This is a genomic window from Bacillus sp. EKM206B (assembly GCF_011066015.1).
In the GTDB taxonomy this organism is placed as follows: Bacteria; Bacillota; Bacilli; order Bacillales; family Bacillaceae; genus Bacillus; species Bacillus velezensis.
The window spans coordinates 154651-170625 of sequence record NZ_JAAMNL010000003.1 but is presented as its reverse complement, the minus strand read 5'-3'; the positions used below and the strand labels follow the sequence as shown (position 1 = coordinate 170625).

Here is a 15975-nt window from a genome sequence, read left to right as displayed (position 1 = left end):
TTCAAATCATGAGAAAAAAACGCAGAAACCGTCAAATTGTCGTTGCAGTAAACGGTGGAAATGCGCTCAAGGGCATGTTTTTGTTTATGACAAGCCTTATCGTTATTTTCGTATTATCGGGTGTGCTCACATCGCTTCGCCCTGAACTGAGGCTTTCTTCGGATTCTCTTCACGGAATTGCCGGAGAACTTCCGGGTGACGCGTTTGCACACCTCCTCGGCATGGAAAATCATTATTTCGCCTCAGAGCTTCCTGAAAAAGACTCTTTTCAGCTGTCCCGGCTTTCCTTAAAACTGGCGACAAGCATTAATATGGAAGACCCGCGGAGTTTCTTGGGACGTGAGCTGCCGGGATTTGCCCAATACGATACGGAGATCCTTCTGGCGGGGCAGGGGACGGATTATACGAATATGCCGGCTGAATCTCCGCCGCCGTCAAAGGTGATGGAAAAAGAAAAAGAAGTGAACCTGGCAGAAATCGAAAACAAAACGAAAAAAGAAGAAACGGCGCCGCCGAAACATTCAACAGGCAGCAAAAAAGTCGTTTTTATTTACCACACTCATAATACCGAATCCTATCTTCCTCTGTTAAAGGGGGAAACAAATCCGGATAACGCCCGCCATTCGAAGGCCAATGTCACACTTGTCGGAGATATGTTCGGAAAAGCGCTTGAAGCGCAAGGTGTAGGAGCGACCGTAGATAAAACCGACATTCAGGCCCGTCTGAACAAAGACGGTTTAAATTATGCGCGAAGCTACGACGAATCAAGGCCGGTCGTAAAAAGCGCGCTCGCCAAAAATAAAAACCTGCAATATACCATAGACATTCACCGGGATTCCCGCCGCAAGAAAAATACGACAGCCGACATCAAAGGAAAAAGCTATGCCAGAGTCGCCATCGTTGTCGGCAAAAAAAGCGCTAATTTTGAAGAAAACTATAAACTCGCAAGTGAACTTCATAAGCTCATGGAGAAAAAATACCCCGGCTTAAGCGTCGGTGTTTTATCAAAAGGCTCTCCGGGAGATAATGGAGTATACAACCAAGATTTAAACGACCGGTCGCTTCTGCTGGAATTCGGGGGCGTGGATAACAATCTTGAAGAACTGAGGCGCGCATCAGATGCCGTGGCCGATGTGTTCAGCGAACTGTACTGGGATGCAGAAAAGGTCAGCTCGCAATCAGGAGAGAAGAAAAAACAATAGAAATCAGGTGATTCGAATGATCCGTTTTACCGGCAAATGCCTGCTGATCGCCATTGTCATGTTTTTCGGCGTTTTGTTCGGCATGCAGCAGGCAAACAGCGGAATGCTTGATATGAAAGGATACAAAGATCCCTCCTTAAAAGGAGCATTCACGCTCGGCGGAAAAGGACAGGAAAAAGAAGCTTCCATTTTGGGGCAAACCGTTACGGCGAAAGATCTGGAAGAAAAACAAAAACAGCTGGAACAGGCGGAAACCTTCAACCTGTTTTCAAAAGCCGGAGAAACCCTTTCAAATACCGTGACGGACTCGGCGCAAGCGATGTATGAGTGGGTTTCGAAACTGAACCGTTAGCATTGATGAAGAGAAAAGCGGATGATTCCTTAAAGGAAGCTTTTCTCTTTCTTGTTTTAATTGAATGTTTACAATCCTATTGATATAATCTAAGCTAGTGTATTTTGCGTTTAATAGTAGGAGTGATAGATTGTGACAGATAAAGAAAAGCGTTTAGAGAGGCAGTCAAGAATCCGGAATTTCTCCATCATCGCCCACATAGACCACGGCAAATCGACCTTGGCGGATCGGATTTTAGAAAAAACATCGGCGATCACCCAGCGGGAAATGAAAGAACAATTGCTTGATTCAATGGACCTTGAACGCGAACGGGGAATTACCATCAAATTAAATTCCGTTCAGCTGAAATACAAAGCAAAAGACGGAGAAGAATATATATTCCATCTCATCGACACGCCCGGACACGTCGACTTTACATATGAAGTTTCGCGAAGCCTGGCTGCCTGTGAAGGCGCGATTCTCGTTGTTGATGCGGCTCAGGGAATAGAAGCGCAGACATTGGCGAACGTCTATCTGGCGCTTGATAATGATCTTGAGATTCTTCCTGTCATTAATAAAATCGATCTCCCGAGCGCAGAGCCAGAACGTGTGCGTCAAGAGGTTGAGGACGTTATCGGCCTTGACGCTTCAGACGCCGTCCTCGCTTCAGCGAAAGCGGGCATCGGCATCGAAGACATTTTAGAACAGATCGTAGAAAAAGTGCCGGCTCCCGCGGGAGATCCGGAAGCTCCGCTGAAAGCGCTCATCTTTGACTCGCTTTATGACGCGTACCGCGGAGTCGTCGCGTATATCAGAGTCGTAGAAGGAACAGTCAAACCGGGCCAGAAAATTAAAATGATGGCAACCGGAAAAGAGTTTGAAGTGACAGAAGTCGGTGTGTTCACGCCGAAAGCAACTCCGACAGATGAACTGACTGTCGGCGATGTAGGCTTTTTAACTGCTGCGATCAAAAATGTCGGTGACACACGTGTCGGTGACACGATAACAAGCGCGGCCAATCAGGCTGCCGAAGCATTGCCTGGGTATCGCAAGCTGAACCCGATGGTGTATTGCGGTTTGTATCCGATCGATACGGCCAAATACAATGATTTAAGGGAAGCTCTAGAGAAGCTTGAACTGAATGACTCATCGCTTCAATATGAAGCAGAGACATCCCAAGCGCTCGGATTCGGTTTCCGCTGCGGATTTTTAGGTATGCTTCACATGGAAATCATTCAGGAGCGGATTGAGCGTGAGTTTAAAATCGACCTGATCACAACGGCACCGAGTGTTATCTATGATGTGTATATGACAGACGGCGAAAAGGTTGTTGTCGACAACCCGTCCAACATGCCTGACCCACAAAAGATCGAAAGAATCGAGGAGCCGTATGTAAAAGCGACAATGATGGTGCCGAACGATTATGTCGGTGCGGTGATGGAGCTTTGCCAAGGAAAACGCGGCAATTTTATCGACATGCAATATTTAGACGCAAATCGGGTCAGCATTGTATATGAGATGCCTCTTGCGGAAATCGTCTATGAGTTTTTTGATCAGCTGAAATCAAGCACAAAAGGCTACGCGTCCTTTGATTACGAACTGATCGGCTACAAACCGTCTAAACTTGTCAAGATGGACATTATGCTGAACGGAGAAAAAATCGACGCCCTTTCATTTATCGTGCATCGCGATTACGCGTACGAACGCGGAAAAGTAATTGTGGAAAAACTGAAAGAGCTTATTCCGCGCCAGCACTTTGAAGTACCGATTCAAGCGGCGATCGGACAGAAAATCGTGGCCCGCTCAACCATTAAGGCCATGCGGAAAAACGTCCTTGCAAAATGTTACGGAGGAGACATCTCGCGGAAACGGAAGCTTCTTGAAAAACAAAAAGAAGGAAAACGCCGGATGAAGCAGGTCGGCTCAGTAGAAGTGCCGCAGGAAGCGTTTATGGCCGTTCTTAAAATGGATGACAGCCCGAAAAAATAACGGAAGCCGCCGCAGTCCCGCGCTGCGGCTTCTTTCTGTAAAGAAGAAGGTGTTTCAAAATGAAATCAGCTTATATTCATATTCCGTTTTGTGAGCATATCTGCCACTATTGCGATTTCAATAAATATTTTATTCAGAGCCAGCCTGTCGATGAGTACTTAAACTCACTCGAAAAGGAAATGATAAATACAATAGAACGGACGGGACGCCCTGATCTCCGCACGATTTTTATCGGGGGAGGCACGCCGACATCGCTCTCACCCGTCCAGCTGGAAAAATTGATGGATTCCATTCACCGCGTGCTGAAGCCTTCTGACGGACTCATAGAATTTGCCGCGGAAGCGAATCCGGATGATTTGTCCCCGGAAAAATTAAAAATTATGAAAAATGCCGGTGTCAACCGGCTGAGCTTCGGTGTTCAAACCTTTGAAGATGAGCTTTTACAAAAAATCGGCAGAGTGCATAAACAAAAGGACGTATTCACTTCCTTTGAACGTGCGAGGGCTCTCGGCTTCGACAACATCAGTCTCGATTTGATGTTCGGCCTGCCGGGTCAGACGCTGGCCGATCTTGACAATTCCGTCAAAACGGCTTTGTCTCTTGATGCGGAGCACTATTCCGTTTACTCGCTGATCGTAGAGCCGAAAACGGTGTTTTATAATTTAATGCAAAAAGGCCGCCTGCATCTCCCGGCGCAAGAACAAGAGGCCGAGATGTATGAAACGGTCATGAGGCAGATGAGTGAAGCGGGCATCCGTCAATACGAGATCAGTAACTTTGCAAAGCCCGGATACGAGTCGCAGCATAATCTGACGTATTGGAGCAATGAAGAGTATTTCGGTTTTGGCGCAGGCGCTCACGGATATATCAGCGGCACGCGCACCGTCAACGCCGGGCCTGTGAAACATTACATGCAGCTCATCGAAGAAAAGGGGCTGCCTTACCGTGACACGCACGAGGTGACACGTGAGGAGCAGATTGAAGAAGAAATGTTCCTCGGTCTCAGAAAAATGTCCGGCGTACAAAAGCAAGCTTTTGTCGATAAATTCGGACGCTCGGTCGACGAACTGTTTCCCGATGTTCTCAAAGATTTAACCGAAAAAGGCCTGATTTGTGACACGGAAGAATCGGTTGCATTAACGCATGAGGGCAAATTATTAGGAAATGAGGTTTTTGGCGCTTTTTTGGGTGAGTTATAATTGACATTTTTCTTTTGGTTTGTTACTTTTGATATAGAATTAGCACTCGCTGACCTTGAGTGCTAACAGGGGTGATGATGATGTTAACAAATCGTCAGCTGTTGATCCTGCAAGTGATTATTAATGATTTTATACAATCAGCGCAGCCTGTAGGATCAAGAACTCTTTCAAAAAAAGACGAGATTACATTCAGCTCTGCAACGATCAGAAACGAGATGGCTGACTTGGAGGAATTGGGCTTTATTGAAAAAACCCATTCATCCTCAGGACGGATTCCGTCGGAAAAAGGGTACAGGTATTATGTCGATCATTTGCTGTCACCCGTCAAGCTGACAAAAACCGATCTGGATTTAATTCACTCGATATTTAAAGAAAAAATCTTCGAGCTGGAAAAAACAGTCCAAAAATCAGCGCAAATCCTGTCCGACCTGACAAACTACACATCGATTGTCCTCGGGCCGACGCTGAGCGAGAACTATCTTAAACAGATTCAAATCGTACCGATCCAGCCGGATAAGGCGGTCGCCATCCTCGTCACGAACACGGGGCATGTCGAAAACCGCACCATCAATTTCCCGGCTAAAGTGGATTTGGCCGATATTGAAAAACTGGTGAATATACTAAACGATCGATTAGCGGGCGTGCCGATGGACGAACTGAATGAGCGCATTTTCAAAGAGGTTGTCACATATTTAAGGCAGCATATCGCCAACTATGACAGCATACTTGAATCGCTCCGCTCCACATTCCATCCGGCGGCCCACGTTGAGAAATTGTTTTTCGGCGGAAAGATCAACATGCTGAATCAGCCGGAGTTCCATGATATTGAAAGGGTCCGCTCGCTCTTATCTTTAATTGAAAAAGAGCAGGATGTTCTGAAGCTGTTTCAGTCATCAAAAGCCGGGATTTCAATCAAAATCGGGAAAGAAAACGACTACGAAGAAATGGAAAACTGCAGCTTAATCACGGCCACCTATACAGTTGATACGAAACAGATCGGATCAATCGCGATTATCGGGCCGACGCGCATGAATTATTCAAGAGTCGTCAGCCTGCTGCAGCACGTGACTTCGGACTTGTCAAAAGCATTCACAAGTTTGTATGATGAATAAGGGAATTTTGGCAATCATTTTCAGTCATCTTTTTACAGCATTTGAGGGAGGTGAACACAATGTCAGAAGAAAAACAAACCGCAGAACAGGTTGAAGCAGCAGAACAAGAAGAAGTGACAGAACAGGCAGAACAAGCCGCTTCACAAGAGCAGCATGAAGAAACGGCAGGTCAGGAAGAAGCCCTTCAGCACCAAATTGATGAATTGCAGGGTTTGCTTGATGAAAAAGAAAACAAGCTTTTGCGTGTTCAAGCAGACTTTGAAAACTATAAACGACGCAGCCGCCTTGAGATGGAAGCTGCTCAGAAATACCGTTCTCAAAACGTCGTAACGGAAATCCTTCCGGCTCTCGACAACTTTGAACGGGCGTTACAGGTAGAAGCTGAAAGCGAGCAGACAAAAAGCTTGCTGCAAGGTATGGAAATGGTCCGCCGCCAGCTGATGGACGCACTTGAAAAAGAAGGCGTTCAAGCCATCGAAGCTGTCGGTCAGGAATTTGATCCGAACCTTCACCAAGCCGTCATGCAGGTGGAAGATGAAAACTTCGGCAGCAATATCGTTATCGAAGAACTGCAAAAAGGCTACAAACTGAAGGATCGCGTCATTCGTCCTTCAATGGTAAAAGTGAATCAATAACTACATAGCAGGAGGTAATTCAAAGTGAGTAAAGTAATCGGAATTGACTTGGGTACGACAAACTCATGTGTGGCAGTGCTTGAAGGCGGAGAGCCTACAGTCATCGCCAACGCTGAAGGAAACCGTACGACTCCGTCAGTCGTTGCATTTAAAAACGGCGAGCGCCAAGTAGGGGAAGTGGCAAAACGCCAATCCATCACAAACCCTAACACAATCATGTCTGTTAAACGCCATATGGGTACTGACTATAAAGTGGAAATCGAAGGAAAAGACTACACGCCTCAAGAAGTGTCAGCTATTATCCTTCAGCATCTGAAAGCATATGCTGAAAGCTACCTCGGCGAAACAGTTTCAAAAGCCGTTATCACGGTTCCTGCATACTTCAACGATGCAGAGCGCCAAGCGACAAAAGATGCCGGTAAAATCGCCGGTCTTGAAGTAGAGCGTATTATCAACGAGCCGACTGCAGCAGCGCTTGCATACGGACTTGATAAAACGGATGAAGACCAAACAATTCTTGTTTACGACCTTGGCGGCGGTACGTTTGACGTATCTGTTCTTGAACTTGGCGACGGCGTGTTTGAAGTCCGTTCAACTGCCGGTGACAACCGTCTTGGCGGAGACGACTTTGACCAAGTCATCATCGATCATCTCGTAGCAGAATTCAAAAAAGAAAACGGCATTGATCTTTCAAAAGACAAAATGGCGCTTCAGCGTTTGAAAGATGCGGCTGAGAAAGCGAAAAAAGATCTTTCCGGCGTTTCATCCACACAAATTTCTTTACCATTTATCACAGCGGGAGAAGCAGGTCCTCTTCACCTTGAGCTGACACTGACCCGCGCTAAATTCGAAGAGCTTTCCGCTCACCTTGTTGAGCGCACAATGGCTCCTGTCCGTCAGGCTCTTCAAGATGCGGATCTTTCTGCGAGCGAAATCGACAAAGTTATCCTTGTCGGCGGATCAACACGTATTCCAGCCGTACAGGAAGCAATCAAAAAAGAAACGGGTAAAGAAGCGCATAAAGGCGTAAACCCTGATGAAGTTGTAGCGCTGGGTGCAGCGATTCAAGGCGGCGTCATCACGGGAGACGTAAAAGACGTTGTTCTTCTTGACGTTACACCGCTTTCTCTCGGTATTGAAACAATGGGCGGCGTGTTCACAAAACTGATCGACCGCAACACGACAATTCCGACGAGCAAGTCTCAAGTATTCTCAACTGCAGCTGACAACCAAACGGCTGTTGACATTCACGTGCTTCAAGGTGAGCGCCCGATGTCTGCCGACAACAAAACGCTCGGCCGCTTCCAGCTTACTGATATCCCGCCTGCACCGCGCGGCGTACCGCAAATCGAAGTTTCTTTCGATATTGACAAAAACGGTATCGTAAACGTAAGAGCGAAAGACTTAGGCACAGGAAAAGAACAAAACATTACAATCAAATCTTCTTCAGGTCTTTCTGATGATGAGATCGAACGCATGGTAAAAGAAGCGGAAGAAAACGCTGACGCTGATGCGAAGAGAAAAGAAGAAATCGAAGTCCGCAACGAAGCTGACCAGCTTGTGTTCCAAACGGAAAAAACATTAAAAGATCTGGAAGGCAAAGTGGACGAAGAGCAAGTGAAAAAAGCAAACGACGCGAAAGACGCGCTGAAAGCCGCTATCGAGAAAAACGAAATTGAAGACATCAAAGCGAAAAAAGATGAGCTTCAAACAATCGTTCAAGAGCTTTCTATGAAGCTTTACGAAGAAGCGGCGAAAGCGCAGCAGGCTGAAGGCGGGGCAAACGCTGAAGGCAAAAAAGCGGATGACAACGTTGTCGATGCGGAATACGAAGAAGTAAAAGACGACGAAACGAAAAAATAAGTTCTTTCCCGCATGGCTATAGGCGGAAGAACACACAGCATATTCTGATTCAACAGACAGAAAGTCAAAGTCAGGCATCTCTTGGCTTTGACTTTTTTTCTTGCCCGGGATAAAAGGAATTGAAAAAACATAATTCAAAATGATACAATCTAATTTATGTGAGAAATTCGGGAGAGTGAAGCGAGATGAGTAAGCGTGATTACTATGAAGTGCTTGGGGTAAGTAAGAGCGCTTCAAAGGATGAAATCAAAAAAGCCTATCGGAAGCTTTCAAAAAAATATCATCCTGATATCAATAAAGAATCCGGAGCAGATGAAAAATTCAAAGAGGTAAAAGAAGCGTACGAAGCGCTCTCAGACGACCAAAAACGCGCTCAATATGACCAATTCGGCCATACAGACCCTAACCAGGGATTCGGCGGCGGTTTCGGAGGCGGCGGAGACTTCGGCGGCTTCGGTTTCGATGACATCTTCTCAAGCATCTTCGGAGGCGGCACGAGACGCCGTGACCCGAATGCGCCGCGGCAAGGCGCGGATCTGCAGTATACAATGACCCTGTCATTTGAAGATGCGGCTTTCGGGAAAGAAACGATCATTGAAATTCCGCGCGAAGAGAATTGCGAAACATGTAAAGGGTCTGGCGCGAAGCCGGGAACAAAGCCGGATACGTGCTCGCACTGCGGAGGTTCAGGCCAGCTGAACGTCGAACAGAACACGCCGTTTGGCAAAGTGGTTAACCGAAGAGTCTGCCACCACTGTGAAGGAACAGGAAAAATCATCAAAAACAAGTGTTCTGACTGCGGCGGCACGGGCAAAGTGAAAAAACGGAAAAAAATCAATGTCACGATTCCTGCCGGTGTGGATGACGGACAGCAGCTGCGCGTTCCGGGCCAAGGTGAACCGGGCGTAAACGGAGGGCCGGCGGGAGATCTGTTTGTCGTATTCCATGTGCGCGCCCACGAGTTCTTTGAGCGCGACGGAGACGATATTTATTGCGAAATGCCGTTAACGTTTGCCCAAGCGGCACTCGGAGACGAAGTGGAAGTGCCGACGCTTCACGGAAAAGTGAAATTGAAAATACCTGCCGGCACACAAACAGGCACGAAATTCAGATTAAGAGGCAAAGGCGTTCAGAACGTCCGGGGCTACGGACAAGGCGACCAGCACATTGTCGTCCGCGTCGTCACACCGACGAATCTGACAGACAAACAAAAAGACATCATCCGCGAGTTCGCTGAAGTCAGCGGAAACCTGCCGGATGAACAAGAAATGAGTTTCTTTGACAAAGTAAAACGCGCATTTAAAGGCGAGTAATGATTGGATAGGAGTTGGTAGTTTTGAAATGGTCCGAAATCAGCATTCACACAACACATGAAGCGGTCGAACCCATCTCAAATATTTTGCATGAAGCTGGTGCGAGCGGGGTTGTCATCGAAGATCCGCTTGATTTAATGAAAGAGCGTGAGAATGTTTACGGGGAAATCTACCAGCTCGACCCCAATGATTACCCCGATGAGGGTGTCATTGTCAAAGCGTATCTGCCGATCAACAGTTTCCTCGGCGAAACGGTGGACGGCATTAAAGAGACGATTAATAACCTGCTTTTGTACGACATTGATTTGGGCAGAAACACAATCACCATTTCTGAAGTTAATGAAGAAGAATGGGCGACAGCTTGGAAAAAGTATTATCATCCTGTGAAAATTTCTGAAAAGTTCACGATCGTTCCCACATGGGAAACGTACACACCTGTTCATACAGATGAACTGATTATCGAAATGGATCCGGGTATGGCATTCGGTACGGGAACGCATCCGACAACAGTTCTGTGCATTCAGGCGCTTGAGCGTATCGTTCAAAAAGGCGATCGTATCATTGATGTCGGCACCGGTTCAGGAATTTTAAGCATCGCGGCCGCCATGCTTGAGGCCGAATCGGTTCATGCGTATGACCTTGATCCGGTCGCTGTTGAAAGCGCGCGTCTGAATGTGAAATTGAACAAAGTGAGTGATACGGCCGAAGTGAAGCAGAACAATTTGTTAGACGGCATCACGGGCGAACATGAAGTCATTGTCGCAAATATTTTGGCGGAAGTGATTCTCCGCTTTACATCACAGGCGTACGACCTGCTCAAAGACGGAGGCCATTTTATTACTTCAGGCATTATCGGCCAGAAAAAACAGGAAGTAAAAGAAGCGTTGGAAAAAGCGGGCTTTACCATCACAGAAATTCTGTCTATGGAAGATTGGGTCAGCATCATCGCGAAAAAATAACAGTTAGTAGGTGTCACAGCGTATGCAACGATATTTTATCGAGCTCACGAAGCAGGAGATGGACGAAACTCCCGATTTTCAAATCACGGGGGAAGACGTCCACCATATAGCGAACGTCATGAGAATGAGTGCGGGCGGCCGGATTATCTGCTGTTCGAAAGACGGCCATGAAGCGTTATGCCTGCTTAAAGAGGTTTCTAAAGATCATATATCATGCAGCATTGCTGAATGGACGGGTGAAAACCGTGAACTGCCTCTGAAGATCAGGATCGCCAGCGGCCTCCCGAAAGGCGATAAGCTTGAGTGGATTATCCAAAAAGGGACCGAGCTGGGGGCAAGTATGTTCATCCCTTTTCAAGGCGCCAGATCCGTCGTTAAGCTAGACGACAAAAAGGCAAAGAAAAAGCGGGAGAGATGGGCGAAAATCGCGAAGGAAGCGGCGGAGCAATCGTACCGCAATGAAATTCCCGAAGTGAAAACCGTTCATACGTTCCGGCAGCTGCTTGAAATGGCGGAGAATGTCGATAAATGTGTCGTTGCATACGAGGAGTCATCAAAGCAGGGAGAAACGGGCGCTTTCGCTGCGGAGCTCAAAAGCCTTCCGCAAGGTTCGTCTCTTTTAATCGTATTCGGCCCTGAAGGCGGTCTGACTGAGTCTGAAGTTCATCAGCTTTCAGAAAAAGGCGCCGTCTTATGCGGCCTCGGACCGAGAATTTTACGGACTGAAACTGCGCCTCTTTACGCGTTAAGCGCAGTTTCCTATCATACAGAGTTATTAAGAGGTGATCAGTAATGGCAACTGTTGCTTTTCATACCCTTGGCTGCAAGGTCAACCATTATGAAACAGAAGCAATCTGGCAGCTGTTTAAAGATGCGGGTTATGAACGAAAAGAATTCGAACAGACAGCAGATGTATATGTCATTAATACATGTACGGTAACAAACACGGGAGATAAAAAAAGCCGTCAAGTCATCAGACGGGCGATCCGCCAAAATCCTGACGGCGTCATCTGCGTAACAGGGTGCTATGCGCAAACCTCTCCGGCGGAAATTATGGCCATCCCGGGTGTTGACATCGTCGTCGGCACGCAGGATCGTGAAAAAATGCTCGGTTACATTGAGCAGTACAGGGAAGAGCGTCAGCCGATCAACGGCGTCGGCAATATTATGAAAGCACGCGTGTTTGAAGAGCTGGATGTTCCCGCTTTTACTGACCGCACAAGAGCGTCGTTAAAAATCCAAGAGGGCTGCAACAACTTCTGTACGTTCTGCATTATCCCTTGGGCGCGGGGCCTGCTTCGTTCCCGCGATCCGGAAGAAGTCATTAAACAGGCGCAGCAGCTGGTGGATGCCGGCTATAAAGAAATCGTCCTGACGGGGATTCATACGGGCGGCTACGGCGAAGATATGAAAGATTATAATTTCGCCAAGCTTCTCCGCGAGCTTGATACACGTGTAGAAGGATTGAAGCGGATCAGAATTTCATCTATTGAAGCAAGCCAAATCACTGATGAAGTGATTGAAGTGCTGGATGCGTCTGATAAAATCGTCCGTCACCTTCATATCCCGATTCAGTCAGGATCAAACACCGTTCTGAAACGGATGAGACGCAAATATACAATGGAATTTTTCGCGGACCGTTTAAATAAGCTGAAAGAAGCGCTGCCGGGTCTTGCCGTCACATCTGATGTCATCGTCGGTTTCCCGGGAGAAACGGAAGAAGAATTTATGGAAACATACCGGTTCATTAAAGAACATAAGTTTTCAGAGCTTCACGTATTCCCTTACAGCAAACGCACCGGAACACCTGCGGCCAGAATGGAAGACCAGGTTGACGAGAACGTGAAAAACGAACGGGTGCATAAGCTGATCGCGCTGTCTGACCAGCTTGCAAAAGAATACGCCTCCGATTATGAAGGAGAGGTTCTGGAAATCATTCCGGAAGAGGCGTTTAAAGAGTCTGATGAGGAGGGCATGTTCGTCGGCTATACGGACAATTACATGAAAGTCGTCTTCAAAGGCACGGAAGATGTAATCGGCAAACTTGTCAAAGTCAAAATTCAAAAAGCGGGCTATCCGTATAACGAAGGACAATTTGTCCGTGTCGTTGAGGATGAAATGACCCGAAACATGCGCATGTCTTCATAACAGATAAAAAAACCGGTGCCTTCCCGCATCGGTTTTTTTACGGTTTCGGAGGAATCAGCCTGTCAATCAGCCGGTAAAACAAATGTGTGAACGGCAGAAACAATAAGGCGGTGACTACGTTAAATAACAGGCTGAAATGCGCAATCATCTGCGCGGGATCATCAGACAGGCGCTCCGTAAAACCTGCTGATGCGGACAGGAAGGGAAATACGAGCAGCACGCCGAGAATATTGAACACAACGTGAGCACCGGCCGTCTGTCTGGCGGCATAACCGCCTGAAACAGCAGCCATGACGGCCGTGACGCATGTCCCGATATTAGATCCCAGAACGACGCTGACCGCTTGTTCAATGCCGATCACCCCTTCGTTCATAAAACTCATCAAAATGCCGATGCAGACGGAGCTTGAATGAATGATTGCCGTCAATATCATGCCGATAAAAAGAGCGGACCAGCTCGAATCATTCACATGTCGCAAAACCTCCGCCCCCGCCTTCATTTCTGTCAGCGGAACGGCAAGCCGGCTGAAGCATGTGATGCAAAAAAAGATGATGCCGAGACCGAGGAAGCTTATGCCGATCTGCCTGAACGGATATTTACGGAGGAGGATAAACACAAGGCCTCCGATAAAAAGCACCCAAATGAGCACATCCATCTTTATGGCTAAAAACTCCGTCGTAAACGTGGAGCCGACATTCGTGCCGAGAATCATCGGAATGGTCCGTTTAAAAGATAAAGCGCCTGCGCTGACAAAGCCGATGACAATGACCATGAAGGCTGAGCTGCTCTGAAGAAAACCGGTGAATACGATGCTTATGAGAAAAGCTTTCAAAGGGTGGTCGGTAAATAAGAGCAGGCTCTTCTCAATTTTTGAATACGTTAATGCGATCAGCCCCTGCCTGAGCAGGCTCATTCCGAGTAAAAAAATCAGGATAAGTGCGGTAAAGAGAATCAGTATCATCAAATGAAACACCCCTTTCCATCATTATATAGACAAGCAGCCTTATTCATGACGGAAAAGTGAGCTCGCTTAGTTGACCTGACTGATGGCTTATATTATAATGTCAAAGTACATGTTTATATATGTATCTTTTTAAAGGTAGTCGATTGGTGTATTCGGAGGGAGGGAAAGAGAATGTCAAAAACGGTCGTTAGAAAAAACGAATCGCTTGAAGATGCTCTTCGTCGCTTCAAACGCAGTGTATCAAAGACAGGTACTTTGCAAGAAGCAAGAAAGCGCGAATTTTATGAAAAACCTAGCGTAAAGCGCAAGAAAAAGTCAGAAGCTGCTAGAAAACGCAAATTCTAAAAGAGGGTGGATTTATGAGTCTTCTTGAGCGACTTAACCAAGATATGAAGCTGTATATGAAAAGCCGTGAGAAAGACAAACTGACTGTCGTTCGAATGGTGAAAGCTTCACTTCAAAACGAAGCAATTAAGCTTAAGAAAGACAGTTTGACCGAGGATGAGGAACTTACTGTCCTATCTCGTGAACTTAAGCAACGTAAAGACTCCCTCCATGAATTTTCAAACGCTAATCGTTTAGATTTAGTAGATAAAGTTCAAAAAGAGCTGGACATTTTAGAAGTTTATTTACCGAAGCAGCTTTCTGAAGAAGAGCTGCAGACAATCGTAAATGAAACCATCGCTGAAGTCGGTGCGAGCTCCAAAGCGGACATGGGCAAAGTGATGAGTGCTATTATGCCTAAAGTAAAAGGTAAAGCTGACGGCAGCGTAATTAACAGACTTGTCAGCAGTCAATTATCTTAATTGACAAGAAAAAAGACATCTTTCCTTGAGAGATGTCTTTTTTTATACATAAAAAAATGAAACTAAAGTACATTTGTTACGTATATAAAGAAGAACGAAACGGGAAGGAGGGTATATTTGCCTTGTTCCGAAAAAAAACCGGAATTGCTGTTGCTCTATTGGGCTTATTTGTATTATCTTTATTAGGGGTTCAATTGAACGCGAAAGCTGATCACCCATCGGTTTATGTCATCCCGGTTGAGAAAAATGTCGAACAGGGGCTCGCCTCGTTTTTATCGCGTTCTTTCAAAGAAGCGAAGGAGTCCGGCGCGTCACACATTATTCTTGACATCAATACACCGGGAGGCGCCGTTCAATCAGCCTTGGATATTGCTGATATCATCGGCCGCGCGGATGTGCCTGTTACCGCTTACGTTAATAAACGGGCGCTTTCTGCCGGAGCGTATATAGCGCTTCAGGCAGATGAAATCTATATGGCGCCGGGCGGAAAAATGGGTGCCGCAGCCATCATCGACGGAAAGGGAAACGCGGCAGACAAAAAGGCCCAATCACTGTGGCATGCAGAAATGGAGGACGCAGCGGTTAAAAACAACCGAAATCCGAAATACGCCCTGGCCATGGCAGATCCCGCCATTAATGCAAAGGAAGCGGGCGCCCCAAAGGGAAAACTGCTGACACTGACAGCTGAAAAAGCCAAGGAAGTCGGATATTCGGAGGGCACGGTTTCAGACCTTGATGCTTTATATACAAAGCTCGGTTTTGACAAAGCGGATGTTCACCATGCAAAAGAAGGTTTCGTCGGCAAACTGGGCAGATGGCTGACAAATCCGTTTGTTGTCCCCGTCTTATTAACGCTTGCTTTGCTTGGTTTGACCATTGAATTGTTCTCGCCGGGCCTCGGGATACCGGGTGCCGTCGGACTGACGGCCATGCTGCTGTTTTTCACCGGGCATATCGCTGCCGGATTCGCCGGCTATGACAGCGTATTCTTATTTTGCGCGGGCTTGGTTTTTATCCTTTTAGAGATATTTCTGCCCGGAGGCATAATCGGTCTTATCGGTATTGCAGGCGTCATCGCGAGCCTCTTTCTCGCTGCGGGCAGCTTTACCGTAATGGCGGTTTCTCTCTTGATCGCCATTGCTGTGTCTATTACAGCCTTTATCATATTAACAAGGGTGTTGGGGAAACGAATGAAATTCTTTAAAAAATTAATATTAACTGATTCAACAAGCACGGAGAGCGGTTATGTTTCAAATCAGAACCGGACGGAGCTGTTGGGAAAAGTCGGCGTTACCGCTACAGCCCTCAGACCGTCAGGCACCGTCATTATTGATGATGAACGTCTGGATGTCGTCTCAGAAGGATCATTCACTGAAAAAGACAGACAGGTGAAAGTAGTGAAAGCGGAAGGCTCACGCATTGTCGTGAGAGAAATATAGATGATAACCTTGAGG

Annotated in this window: 15 protein-coding genes; 14 read left to right on the top strand and 1 reads right to left on the bottom strand. The window is 46.8% G+C overall.

Annotated features, from left to right (window positions below):
- The first annotated feature begins 8 nt into the window (after positions 1-8).
- The 11 genes from spoIIP (at position 9) to mtaB (ending at position 12751) form a co-directional block, all read left to right on the top strand.
- Positions 9-1202: a stage II sporulation protein P gene (gene spoIIP / locus G9F50_RS06810; RefSeq protein WP_007612673.1), complete on the top strand. Its 1194-nt coding sequence runs from the start codon at positions 9-11 to the stop codon at positions 1200-1202.
- A gap of 16 nt (positions 1203-1218) precedes the next feature.
- On the top strand, positions 1219-1554 hold the full coding sequence (locus G9F50_RS06805) for a YqxA family protein (RefSeq protein WP_060562638.1): 336 nt from the start codon (positions 1219-1221) through the stop codon (positions 1552-1554).
- Between the two features lie 132 nt (positions 1555-1686).
- Complete coding sequence (lepA, locus tag G9F50_RS06800; protein WP_007408271.1) at positions 1687-3522, top strand: translation elongation factor 4; 1836 nt, start codon at positions 1687-1689, stop codon at positions 3520-3522.
- A 59-nt stretch (positions 3523-3581) separates the two neighbouring features.
- Complete coding sequence (gene hemW / locus G9F50_RS06795; RefSeq protein WP_060562637.1) at positions 3582-4721, top strand: radical SAM family heme chaperone HemW; 1140 nt, start codon at positions 3582-3584, stop codon at positions 4719-4721.
- An 80-nt stretch (positions 4722-4801) separates the two neighbouring features.
- A complete protein-coding gene (hrcA, locus tag G9F50_RS06790) occupies positions 4802-5833 on the top strand; it encodes a heat-inducible transcriptional repressor HrcA (RefSeq protein ID WP_003152889.1) in 1032 nt (343 codons plus the stop codon).
- 59 nt (positions 5834-5892) lie between these two features.
- Complete coding sequence (gene grpE, locus G9F50_RS06785; RefSeq protein WP_020956094.1) at positions 5893-6468, top strand: nucleotide exchange factor GrpE; 576 nt, start codon at positions 5893-5895, stop codon at positions 6466-6468.
- 24 nt (positions 6469-6492) lie between these two features.
- Positions 6493-8331 (top strand): molecular chaperone DnaK, encoded by a 1839-nt coding sequence (gene dnaK, locus G9F50_RS06780; protein WP_007408273.1) that lies wholly within the window; start codon positions 6493-6495, stop codon positions 8329-8331.
- A 185-nt stretch (positions 8332-8516) separates the two neighbouring features.
- Positions 8517-9644 carry a molecular chaperone DnaJ gene (gene dnaJ / locus G9F50_RS06775; RefSeq protein WP_003152895.1) on the top strand — a complete coding sequence of 376 codons (1128 nt, stop codon included), beginning with the start codon at positions 8517-8519 and terminating at the stop codon, positions 9642-9644.
- Between the two features lie 23 nt (positions 9645-9667).
- Positions 9668-10603 carry a 50S ribosomal protein L11 methyltransferase gene (gene prmA, locus G9F50_RS06770; protein WP_060562636.1) on the top strand — a complete coding sequence of 312 codons (936 nt, stop codon included), beginning with the start codon at positions 9668-9670 and terminating at the stop codon, positions 10601-10603.
- Positions 10604-10625: 22 nt separating this feature from the next.
- Entirely contained in the window at positions 10626-11396 is a 771-nt protein-coding gene (locus tag G9F50_RS06765; protein ID WP_015417848.1) for a 16S rRNA (uracil(1498)-N(3))-methyltransferase, read from the top strand.
- A complete protein-coding gene (mtaB, locus tag G9F50_RS06760; protein WP_007408276.1) occupies positions 11396-12751 on the top strand; it encodes a tRNA (N(6)-L-threonylcarbamoyladenosine(37)-C(2))-methylthiotransferase MtaB in 1356 nt (451 codons plus the stop codon). Before G9F50_RS06765 ends, mtaB begins: the two co-directional genes overlap by 1 nt.
- A 37-nt stretch (positions 12752-12788) precedes the next feature.
- Here mtaB and G9F50_RS06755 read toward each other — a convergent pair whose 3' ends face one another.
- Positions 12789-13715, bottom strand: a complete 927-nt coding sequence (locus G9F50_RS06755) for a Na/Pi symporter (RefSeq protein ID WP_015240237.1) — start codon at positions 13713-13715, stop codon at positions 12789-12791.
- 171 nt (positions 13716-13886) lie between these two features.
- Here G9F50_RS06755 and rpsU point away from each other — a divergent pair, with 171 nt between their 5' ends.
- The 3 genes from rpsU (at position 13887) to G9F50_RS06740 (ending at position 15960) form a co-directional block, all read left to right on the top strand.
- Positions 13887-14060 (top strand): 30S ribosomal protein S21, encoded by a 174-nt coding sequence (gene rpsU / locus G9F50_RS06750; RefSeq protein WP_003152957.1) that lies wholly within the window; start codon positions 13887-13889, stop codon positions 14058-14060.
- A gap of 14 nt (positions 14061-14074) precedes the next feature.
- On the top strand, positions 14075-14521 hold the full coding sequence (locus tag G9F50_RS06745) for a GatB/YqeY domain-containing protein (protein WP_007408278.1): 447 nt from the start codon (positions 14075-14077) through the stop codon (positions 14519-14521).
- A 122-nt stretch (positions 14522-14643) separates the two neighbouring features.
- Positions 14644-15960 (top strand): NfeD family protein, encoded by a 1317-nt coding sequence (locus G9F50_RS06740; protein ID WP_012118019.1) that lies wholly within the window; start codon positions 14644-14646, stop codon positions 15958-15960.
- Positions 15961-15975: the final 15 nt, after the last annotated feature.

Excerpts from the sequence above, each read along its gene's own strand:
- spoIIP (WP_007612673.1), top strand. The coding sequence starts at position 9 with ATGAGAAAAAAACGCAGAAACCGTCAAATTGTCGTTGCAGTAAACGGT.
- G9F50_RS06805 (WP_060562638.1), top strand. The coding sequence starts at position 1,219 with ATGATCCGTTTTACCGGCAAATGCCTGCTGATCGCCATTGTCATGTTT.
- hemW (WP_060562637.1), top strand. The coding sequence starts at position 3,582 with ATGAAATCAGCTTATATTCATATTCCGTTTTGTGAGCATATCTGCCAC.
- hrcA (WP_003152889.1), top strand. The coding sequence starts at position 4,802 with ATGTTAACAAATCGTCAGCTGTTGATCCTGCAAGTGATTATTAATGAT.
- grpE (WP_020956094.1), top strand. The coding sequence starts at position 5,893 with ATGTCAGAAGAAAAACAAACCGCAGAACAGGTTGAAGCAGCAGAACAA.
- dnaJ (WP_003152895.1), top strand. The coding sequence starts at position 8,517 with ATGAGTAAGCGTGATTACTATGAAGTGCTTGGGGTAAGTAAGAGCGCT.
- G9F50_RS06765 (WP_015417848.1), top strand. The coding sequence starts at position 10,626 with ATGCAACGATATTTTATCGAGCTCACGAAGCAGGAGATGGACGAAACT.
- mtaB (WP_007408276.1), top strand. The coding sequence starts at position 11,396 with ATGGCAACTGTTGCTTTTCATACCCTTGGCTGCAAGGTCAACCATTAT.
- rpsU (WP_003152957.1), top strand. The coding sequence starts at position 13,887 with ATGTCAAAAACGGTCGTTAGAAAAAACGAATCGCTTGAAGATGCTCTT.
- G9F50_RS06745 (WP_007408278.1), top strand. The coding sequence starts at position 14,075 with ATGAGTCTTCTTGAGCGACTTAACCAAGATATGAAGCTGTATATGAAA.